General features: G+C 74.0%; 10 protein-coding genes. 6 read left to right on the top strand and 4 right to left on the bottom strand.

Annotation, left to right across the window (positions count from 1 at the left end):
- Positions 1–155 precede the first annotated feature (155 nt).
- Positions 156–1,775, top strand: coding sequence for an ATP-binding cassette domain-containing protein (locus AB0D59_RS37945; RefSeq protein WP_362575372.1), 1,620 nt, complete (start codon positions 156–158; stop codon positions 1,773–1,775).
- Between the two features lie 146 nt (positions 1,776–1,921).
- The gene (locus AB0D59_RS37940) at positions 1,922–2,179 is read left to right on the top strand and encodes a DUF6158 family protein (protein WP_360474837.1); all 258 of its coding nucleotides are present in this window, start codon (positions 1,922–1,924) and stop codon (positions 2,177–2,179) included.
- Between the two features lie 21 nt (positions 2,180–2,200).
- Here the strand turns inward: AB0D59_RS37940 and AB0D59_RS37935 are convergent, their stop codons facing one another.
- A complete protein-coding gene (locus tag AB0D59_RS37935) occupies positions 2,201–2,737 on the bottom strand; it encodes a type 1 glutamine amidotransferase domain-containing protein (RefSeq protein ID WP_362575370.1) in 537 nt (178 codons plus the stop codon).
- A 54-nt stretch (positions 2,738–2,791) separates the two neighbouring features.
- Positions 2,792–3,172: a DUF2795 domain-containing protein gene (locus tag AB0D59_RS37930; RefSeq protein WP_362575368.1), complete on the bottom strand. Its 381-nt coding sequence runs from the start codon at positions 3,170–3,172 to the stop codon at positions 2,792–2,794.
- A gap of 204 nt (positions 3,173–3,376) precedes the next feature.
- Between AB0D59_RS37930 and AB0D59_RS37925 the strand changes: the two genes are divergently transcribed.
- From AB0D59_RS37925 to AB0D59_RS37915, 3 genes are all read left to right on the top strand, one after another.
- Complete coding sequence (locus AB0D59_RS37925) at positions 3,377–4,480, top strand: hypothetical protein (protein ID WP_362575366.1); 1,104 nt, start codon at positions 3,377–3,379, stop codon at positions 4,478–4,480.
- Between the two features lie 119 nt (positions 4,481–4,599).
- Positions 4,600–5,880, top strand: a complete 1,281-nt coding sequence (locus AB0D59_RS37920; RefSeq protein ID WP_362575364.1) for an aminotransferase class I/II-fold pyridoxal phosphate-dependent enzyme — start codon at positions 4,600–4,602, stop codon at positions 5,878–5,880.
- On the top strand, positions 5,877–7,034 hold the full coding sequence (locus AB0D59_RS37915) for an MBL fold metallo-hydrolase (protein WP_362575362.1): 1,158 nt from the start codon (positions 5,877–5,879) through the stop codon (positions 7,032–7,034). The genes AB0D59_RS37920 and AB0D59_RS37915 overlap by 4 nt, the downstream gene beginning before the upstream one ends.
- 97 nt (positions 7,035–7,131) lie before the next feature.
- Here AB0D59_RS37915 and AB0D59_RS37910 read toward each other — a convergent pair whose 3' ends face one another.
- Positions 7,132–7,773 carry a VTT domain-containing protein gene (locus AB0D59_RS37910; protein WP_362575381.1) on the bottom strand — a complete coding sequence of 214 codons (642 nt, stop codon included), beginning with the start codon at positions 7,771–7,773 and terminating at the stop codon, positions 7,132–7,134.
- 2 nt (positions 7,774–7,775) lie between these two features.
- On the bottom strand, positions 7,776–8,549 hold the full coding sequence (locus AB0D59_RS37905) for an MBL fold metallo-hydrolase (RefSeq protein WP_362575360.1): 774 nt from the start codon (positions 8,547–8,549) through the stop codon (positions 7,776–7,778).
- 84 nt (positions 8,550–8,633) lie between these two features.
- On the opposite strand from AB0D59_RS37905, the gene AB0D59_RS37900 reads away from it, so the two are divergent.
- The gene (locus tag AB0D59_RS37900) at positions 8,634–9,065 is read left to right on the top strand and encodes a hypothetical protein (protein ID WP_362575358.1); all 432 of its coding nucleotides are present in this window, start codon (positions 8,634–8,636) and stop codon (positions 9,063–9,065) included.
- Positions 9,066–9,094: the final 29 nt, after the last annotated feature.

The following is a 9,094-nucleotide window of genomic DNA, read 5'->3' as shown; positions in this document are numbered from 1 at the left end:
CGGGGCCCCCCCCCCCCGCCGGCAAGGCGGGGGCGCGGGGCCGTATCGCTATGCGGTTCCGCCGCGTGCGAGCAACCACTACGCGCCCGCGGCCGAAGACGTCGGGCCGATAACGGTTTGCCCTATCTCAGCCGTGCCGCGCAGAATCCCTGACCATGGGACACCTGGAAGCCGCGCATCTCGAGTACTACCTCCCCGACGGGAGGGCCCTGCTCGGCGATGTGTCGTTCCGGGTCGGCGAGGGGGCCGCCGTCGCGCTGGTCGGCCCCAACGGCGCCGGTAAGACCACGCTGCTGCGGCTGATCTCCGGCGAGCTGAAGCCGCACGGCGGCACCGTGACCGCGAGCGGCGGCCTCGGCGTGATGCGCCAGTTCGTCGGCTCCGTACGGGACGAGACCACCGTGCGTGATCTGCTGGTGTCGGTGGCGCCACCCGGGATCCGGGAGGCCGCGCAGGCCGTGGACCGGGCCGAGCACGGCATCATGACCGTCGACGACGAAGCCGCCCAGCTCCGCTACGCGCAGGCACTCGCCGACTGGGCCGAGGTCCGCGGCTACGAGCACGAGACACTCTGGGACATGTGCACCATGGCCGCGCTCGGCGTGCCGTACGACAAGGCCCAGTGGCGGCAGGTGCGCACCCTCTCCGGCGGCGAGCAGAAGCGGCTGGTGCTGGAGGCCCTGTTCCGCGGCACCGACGAGGTGCTGCTGCTCGACGAGCCGGACAACTACCTCGACGTCCCCGGCAAGCGCTGGCTGGAGGCGCAGCTGAAGGAGACCCGCAAGACGGTCCTGTTCGTCTCCCACGACCGGGAACTCCTCGCCCGCGCCGCCGAGAAGATCGTCTCCGTGGAGCCCTCGCCGACCGGCGCCGACGCCTGGGTGCACGGCGGCGGCTTCGCCACCTACCACGACGCCCGGCGCGAACGCTTCGCCCGCTTCGAGGAACTGCGCCGCCGCTGGGACGAGAAGCACGCCCAGCTGAAGAAGCTGGTGCTCAATCTCCGTCAGGCCGCCGCTGTCTCCCACGAGATGGCCTCCCGGTACGCGGCCGCGCAGACCCGGCTGCGCAAGTTCGAGGAGGCCGGCCCGCCCCCGGAGCCGCCGCGCGACCAGGACATCAGGATGCGGCTGCGCGGCGGCCGTACCGGCGTGCGTGCCGTCACCTGCGCGGGACTCGAACTCACCGGCCTGATGAAACCCTTCGACCTGGAGGTCTTCTACGGCGAGCGGGTCGCCGTCCTCGGCTCCAACGGCTCCGGCAAGTCGCACTTCCTGCGGCTGCTGGCCGGGGAGGAGGTGACGCACACGGGACAGTGGAAGCTGGGCGCACGGGTGGTACCCGGGCACTTCGCCCAGACCCACGCCCACCCCGAGCTCCAGGGCCGTACCCTCCTCGACATCCTGTGGACGGAACACTCCCAGGACCGGGGTGCCGCGATGTCCCGGCTGCGCCGTTACGAGCTGACCAACCAGGCCGAACAGACCTTCGAGCGGCTCTCCGGCGGCCAGCAGGCCCGGTTCCAGATCCTCTTGCTGGAGCTACAGGGTGTAACGGCGCTGCTGCTCGACGAGCCGACCGACAACCTCGACCTGGAGTCCGCCGAAGCCCTTCAGGAAGGGCTGGAGGCCTTCGACGGCACGGTGCTCGCCGTCACCCACGACCGCTGGTTCGCCCGCGCCTTCGACCGCTACCTGGTCTTCGGCACCGACGGCCGGGTCCGCGAGACCCCGGAGCCGGTGTGGGACGAGCGCCGGGTGGAGCGGGCCCGCTAGTGCTGTGACCGGAAAGGTTTGCCGGGCGTCGCGAACCGGTGAACCTTTCCCGTCGCAGCACTAGACAGGCCCGGCGGCCCGGACCTTCGTACAGTGGATGCAGGGATCCGGACCGCCGGGACGGACACGACGAGCGGGGTACCACCATGACCGGAGTAGACCCCAGCCGACTGGACGACCAGCAGCTCATGAAGGAGCTGGAGACCATCCACCGGACGCGCCACGACACCCTGCTGTACGGCTCCAACGACGCGCTGCGCGCCCACAACGAGCGCATGGCCCAGCTGGAGGGCGAGTATCTGCGCCGCAACCCGCGCCGCATCGTCGCCGCCGGCCGCACCAGGGAGGGCGCCAGGGAGCGCAGCTGCGCGGAGACGGCGACACCGCGCGCCTCCGCCAGCTGAGATCCGGCGCCCTGCTCGGGCTCAAGCCTCGCGCAGCGCGTCGAGGAAGGCCTCGCAGAAGGCCTTGAGGTCGTCCGGCTTACGGCTGGTGACCAGCGTGTTGGGACCGGCCCCGCAGACCTGGACCTGCTCGTCGACCCAGGTGCCGCCGGCGTTGCGGAGGTCGGTCCGCAGGCTCGGCCAGGATGTCAGGGTCCGGCCACGCACCACATCGGCCTCGATCAGCGTCCAGGGCGCGTGACAGATCGCCGCGACCGGCCGGCCCGCCTCGAAGAAGCCCTTCACGAACGCCACGGCTTTCTCGTCCATCCGCAGAAAGTCCGGATTGGCGACCCCGCCGGGCAGCACCAGCGCCCCGAACGAGTCCGCGGAGGCGTCGCCGACCACCTCGTCCACGGGGAACGTGTCCGCCTTGTCAAGATGGTCGAAGCCCTGGATTCGCCCCGGCTCCGTCGACACCAGTACCGGCTCGTGCCCGGCGTCGGAGACCGCCTTCCACGGCTCGGTCAGCTCCACCTGCTCGACGCCCTCGGGCGCGGTCAGAAATGCGACACGCATGATGTCCACTCCTTGCTCTCTCGGCTTCCTCGGCTTCCTGGCCGGTGTCCCGGGTCACTCCCCGCCGACCACGGCCTCGGCCAGTGCCAGCAGGTTGCGGTAGCGCGTCGAACGCGGCAACCGGGACACCTGCCGGACCAGGGCGTCCGGGGCGTTGCCGCGGCGCAGCGCGCGTACCAGTTCACTCGGCTGGGCCGGGAAGTCGTGCCGGGTCAGGGACCGGGCCAGCTCCTGCCGTACGGTCGCCGACGACGGCCGCCCGCTGGTCCACGACAGCATCGGGGCGCGGTACATCTCCGGATCGTCCTCGGCGGGCGGCTCGGGGTCGGTCCAGTCCTCGGTGCGTGTCGGATGCCCGGACCTGAGCAGTTCGCGCAGCTCGTGCTTCATCTCGTCGTCCCGGCGCACGCTCAGCCGGTCACTACCTCGCTGCATATCTCCCTCCAGGTACTTCAGGGGTGCGGGACGCGTACCCGGCGACACGGGGCCGACACGCCGGAACCGGCCCGTCACCCGAAAGGGCGGGCGTGTCCCGCGAATGGGGGTCGGCCGCGCGCGGCACGGCGTGGGGCGGGCTGTGATGGCTGCGGGGGCACCAGCCGCGTGTCCCCGGAGTCGTACGTTCCGAGGAGCCACCCCATGCGCCGTACCGCTCGGGCCCTGTCCGTCGCCGTCCTGGCGGGTGCCGCGTTCGGCCTCGCCGGTACGGCAGCCGTGGCCGGCCCCGCCGTCGAAGCGAGCCCCGCCGCCGAGGCGAGCCCCGGCGCTGCGCGTCCCGGCGCCACCCCCTCTGTGACCTGCGGGACGACCGACGGGACCTGCCCGGCGGCGGGCGGGGTGCAGGGGCCGCCCCGGAACACGCCCTTCACGGTCACCAGGAGCGGGGGGAGCGCTGTCGGGAGTGGGGGGAGTCCCGTTCCCCCGGCCGGCGCCGGCGCGGTCCCGGGCGGGGACAGCGGGGTCCCTCACGGTGACGGCGGCGCGGTGCCCGGTGGTGACGGCGGGGTGCCTCATGGTGACGGCGGCGCGGTGCCCGGTGGTGACGGCGGGGTGCCTCATGGTGACGGCGGCGCGGTGCCCGGTGGTGACACCGGGGTGCCTCATGGTGACGGCGGCGCGGTGCCCGGTGGTGACGGCGGGGTGCCTCACGGGGATGACGGCACGCTCTCTCGGGAGGACGACGGCGCGGTCCCGCACGGCGACGATGCCACGGCTCCTTGGGGCGACACCGGCACGGGGCCTCAGGGTGACACCGGCACGGGCGCGCGGAGCGACACCGGTACGGGCACTTGGGGAGACGACGACGGCACGGCCGGGCGGGGCGACGCAGGCACAGGCGGGCGGGGTGACGATGCCACGGGTTCTCGGGGGGACGTCGGGGGCGGCACGGCGACCGGGGGTGACGGCGAGCGGCCCTGTTCCGCGGGGCAGAAGGCGTGCGGCGAGGGCGGACACGAGTGTGCCCCCTCCGGTTCCTCCCATTCCTTCGGCTCCTCGGGTTCCGGCGGAGCCGGCTTCTCCGGCTCGTCCGGTTCCTGCGCGGACGACCACGCGTGTGACCAGCCGCGCGGCGGTGACACCTCCTGTGATCCGCCGACCGTCGAGCACGGCGTGGAGGCCGGGGCGGGCGGCGCCTTCACGGACTCGGTTCCCGCACTGGTCGCGGGCGGCATGCTGATCGCGGCCGCGTGCGGCGGCGCGGTGTACCGGCTGGCCGGCGGGAGGTCCCGCGCGCACGGATGAGACGGCCGCCACCGGGTAACCCCAGGGCGAACACTCCGGCACCGTACGCATCACCACCCGACGGAGCGCACGGCCCGGACCGGACGGCACACGGCACCACGGACTGCGCGGAGGCGGACATGCGGCGGACGGATCCCGAGGGTCAGAGGCCGCTCCGGGACACGCCCGCGCGGGGCCACGGACCCGTCCGGTACGGGCCGGCGCTGCCCGACGACGGGCTGCCCGTCCTGCCCGAACTCTCCACTGTGCTGGCCGCCGCCGCGAGCCGGGGCGGGGAGGAGCCCGTCGGCGGCGGTCCGGCGCTGCTCGACGCGGCCCGCGGCTACTGGGAGCGCCGTGGGCTGCCCGCCACGCCCGGCCGGGTGACCGCGGGCCCCGGCGCCCCCGCCCTCCTGGTGGCGCTCACCGCCGCGCTCGGCGGTGACGTCCTGGTACCGCGCCCCTGCGCCGCCTGGTGGGCGCCGTACGCCCGGCTCCTCGGCCGGCCCGTCTTCCACGTGGCCACCCCGGCCGAGTCCGGGGGCGTGCCCGACCCCTACGCGCTGCTGGAGACCGTGCGCCGGGTCCGGGACGAGGGCGGCGACCCCCGGCTGCTGGTGCTCTCCGTCGCCGACGACCCGACCGCCACCGTCGCCCCGCCCGAACTGCTGCACGAGACCGTCGAGGCGGCCACCGGCGAGGGACTCCACCTGGTCAGCGACGAGACCTGGCGCGACACCCTGCACGCGCCGCACGCCACCGTGCTGCTCAGCCCCGCCGAGATGCTCCCGGACCGGGTCACCGTCGTCAGCGACCTGGCCGGCGCCCTGCTGCCGGCCGGCTGGCCCGCCGCGGTCGCCCGGTTCCCCGAGGGCGACGCCGCTTCGGCCCTGCACGCGCGCGTGCTCGACGTCCTCACCGCGCTCGGCGCCCGCCTCGCCGGGCCGGTCGCGGTCGCCGCCGCCCACGCGCTCGACGAGCCCGAGCCCGTCACCACCCGCCGGGCGGACGCCGTACGCCTGCACGCGCGCGTGGCCGCCGCCGTGCACACCGCGGTGGTCGCCGGAGGCGGCCTGGCCCGGCCTCCGCAGGCCGGCCGTCACCTGTACGCCGACCTGGAACCGCTGCGCGCCGCGCTCGGCGCCCAGGGGGTCGGCGACGCACAGGAGTTGGAGGACTTCCTCACCGCCCGGCTCGGCATGCCCGCGCCCGGCGGCCACCGCTTCGGCGACGACCTCCAGGCCCTGCGCGTCCGGCTCGCCACCGGGCCGCTGCTGGGCGGCACCGACGAGGAACGCCTGGAATGCCTCACGTCCCCCGCACCGTTGGAACTGCCACACGTGCAACGCGCGTTGATGTCCTTGAGGTCGGTACTCGACGATCTCCGCGACGACGCTCAGCGATGGGAGCCTCCTCGATGACGCAGCAGACGCATGAGTCAGGGTCCACCACGACGACTGCCCCCGCGACGACTGCCGACCCGACTGCCACGACGACCCGGGACGCCACCACCCCCACCGTCACCACACCCACCGTCACCGCCCCCACCCCCACCGCTCCGACTTCCTACGCGCCTCCGTGCCCGCCACTCGCCGAACCCCGCCCGCTGGGCGAACTCCGGGTCTGGCCGCGGACCTTCCACGACCGCCTGACCGCACCCCTGCCCGACCTCAAGGCCATGGCCCGCTTCGCGCGCGAGGGCTCCGTCCGCCCCGGGCGCGAGGGCCTCGCCGACATCCCCCTGCTGCCCTACGAGCCGGGCCCGCTGCCCCGCGTCGACACCGACACGGTCGCCGTCACCTGGGCGGGGCACGCCAGTTGGGTCGTCCGGATCGGCGGCCTGACCGTCCTCACCGACCCCGTCTGGTCCCGGCGCATCATCGGCACCCCGGCCCGGGTCACCCCGGTCGGCGTCGACTGGGAGACCCTGCCGCGCGTCGACGCGGTCGTCATCAGCCACAACCACTACGACCACCTGGACGCCCCCACCCTGCGCCGCCTCCCGCGCGACACCCCGGTGTTCGCACCGGCCGGCCTCGGCCGCTGGTTCCGGCGCCGCCGCTTCACCACCGTCACCGAGTTGGACTGGTGGGAGGCGGCGGAACTGCCCGGCGTCCGTTTCGACTTCGTCCCCGCCCACCACTGGTCCAAGCGCACCCTCACCGACACCTGTCACAGCCTCTGGGGCGGCTGGGTCCTCACCGCCGCCGACGGGCAGCGCGTCTACTTCGCCGGTGACACGGGTTACGGCCACTGGTTCTCCCGCATCGGCGGCCGCTACCCGGGCATCGACCTCGCCCTGATGCCCATCGGCGCCTACGACCCCCGCTGGTGGCTGAGCGACGTCCACCTCGACCCGGAGGAGGCGGTTCGGGCGACGGCCGACCTGGGGGCGCGGCGGATGGCCCCCATGCACTGGGCCACGTTCATCCTGTCGGCAGAGCCGGTGCTGGAGCCGTTGCGGCGGGTACGGGCGGCGTGGGAGAAGGCGGGGCTGGACCGGGAGAACCTGTGGGATCTGCCGGTGGGGGGATCGAGGGTTGTGGAGCGGACTTCGCTCGACAGCGCTCGGTAACAGGGGCGCCCGTCAGGGGCGCGGGCCTGTATCGATGTGCGGCCACCGCCGCGTGGGCGCGACCAGCACCCACCCGCCCGCGTTCCGCAACGTACCGTCACCCGGCAGAACGAACCCGCCTCCACACACCCGGCATCGCGCTGATCACCACGGTCAGCGCGACCGCCAGCACAACCCCCTCCCACGGCTCCGGGAACAACGACCCGCCCAGAATCCCGATCAACTGATAGGTCGCGGCCCACGCCACACAGGCCGGCGCGTTCCCCCGCGCGAACCGCCGCAACGGCCACTCCGCCAGCAGACAGGCCAGCATCACCGGTATCCGCCCCGCCGGCACCAGGCGCGACAGCACCAGCACCATCACCCCGTGCTCGGCCAACTTCTCCTGCGCCTGCTCCAGCCGGTCCTCCGGCGCCCGCGCCCGGATCGCCGCCAGCCACCGCGACCCGTTCTTCGACCTCATCCCGCGCCGTCCCAGCCAGTACAGCGCCGCGTCCCCCAGGAAGGCGGCCAGCGACGCCGTCACCAGCACCAGCGCCAGCGCGAACGGCGCCGTCTGGTGAAAGGCCACCACCGCCGCCGAACTGACCAGCGCCCCCGTCGGCACCACCGGCACCAGCGCCCCGATCAGCACCAGCAGAAACAGCGTCGGATAGCCGATCGCCTGCTGCGCGGACTCGGTCGACGAGGTCGACGAGGTGGCCGCCGTCGCACCGGCGGCCGCCACCGCCACCAGCAGTCTCACCGTGCGACCTCCAGCCGCACACTCTCCCCGTGACCGAGCTTGTGCACCGCCACCTGCGGCGCGTACTCCGCCGCGAGGCGCACGAACTCCTCGCCCGGCGCGTGGAACTCGTGCGGGCGCACCCCGTCCATACCGATCGGCCAGTACGTCCCGTAGTGCACCGGCACCGCGCTGCGCGGCGCCAGCCGGGCCAGCGCCCGCGCCGCCCGCCCGGCGTCGAGATGCCCTTCTCCGAGGTGGGGCCCCCACCCGCCGACCGGCAGCAGGGCCACGTCCACCGGCCCGACGGCCTCGGCCATCTCGTCGAACAGCCCGGTGTCCCCGGCGAAGTACGTCCGTGCCGCACCCTCGACGACATATCCGAGGGCGGGGGAGCGGTGCGGGCCGACCGGCAGCCGGCGCCCGTCGTGACGTGCGGGCACGACTCGTACGACGAGCGGGCCGACGGATATCTCGTCCCCGACACCGACCTCGGTGATCCGCAGCTGCCGGAGCCGACGGAGCGTGGGCACCGCCCGTGGTGCGCCCCGGGGCACAAGCAGGCGCGTGCCCGGGGGGAGCCCGGCCAGCGAGGGGACGTGCAGGTGGTCGGCGTGCAGGTGGGAGACGAGCGCGAGGTCCGCACGACGGGCCTCGGGCGGCGGCGGGGCGCCCCGGCGGCGGCGCAGGTGCGCGAGCCTGCGTGCGAACAGAGGATCGGTCAGCAGTCGTACGCCCGAATCCTCGATCGTGCAGGTGGCGTGACCCCACCAGGTGATCTCCACCGGCACCTCTTTGCCTCCTTCGCGCGACTCCCCGAAGCCTACGTGCAGGAGTAGGGTCGGCGGCGAAACCCGGAGGTGAGGGGGGACGCCATGGGACAGGTGCGGGGTGCCTACCGCGGGCTCGCGCCGGTGCGGGTGACCGCCATCGCGAGTCTGACGCCCCTGGAGGAACTGGAGATCGACCCCTTCCTGGTCGACTCCCGCAGCCAGCACGCGATGTGCGCGCGCTGGGCCGTGGAGCACGGGTACGTCATCGCCCGGGAACTCCTGGTCCGCGGGCTGCGGCACGACCACAGCGCCCTGTGGGCGGGTGTCCGGCCCGGCCTCGACGTCTTCGTCGCACCGAGCAGACGGGTGCTGGAGAGCGCGCTGTCGTCGGTCGAGGACTTCACGGCGGAGTGCGCGAGACGCGGGGTGCGGGTGGAGACGGTGGGGCGGGCCGAGCCCTGTTACGACGCCCAGATGAAGGCGCGGGTCCACCGGAGGCTGTCGATGCCGACGGCGGGGTACGACGGGAGGTGAGCCCGCTCGCGTCCGTGGCCGTGTGACAG

Origin of the sequence: Streptomyces sp. NPDC048417 (genome assembly GCF_040651615.1) — a bacterium.
GTDB lineage: Bacteria > Actinomycetota > Actinomycetes > Streptomycetales > Streptomycetaceae > Streptomyces.
The sequence above is the reverse complement of the archived record's forward strand: the minus strand, read 5'-3'. Positions and strand labels throughout refer to the sequence as shown.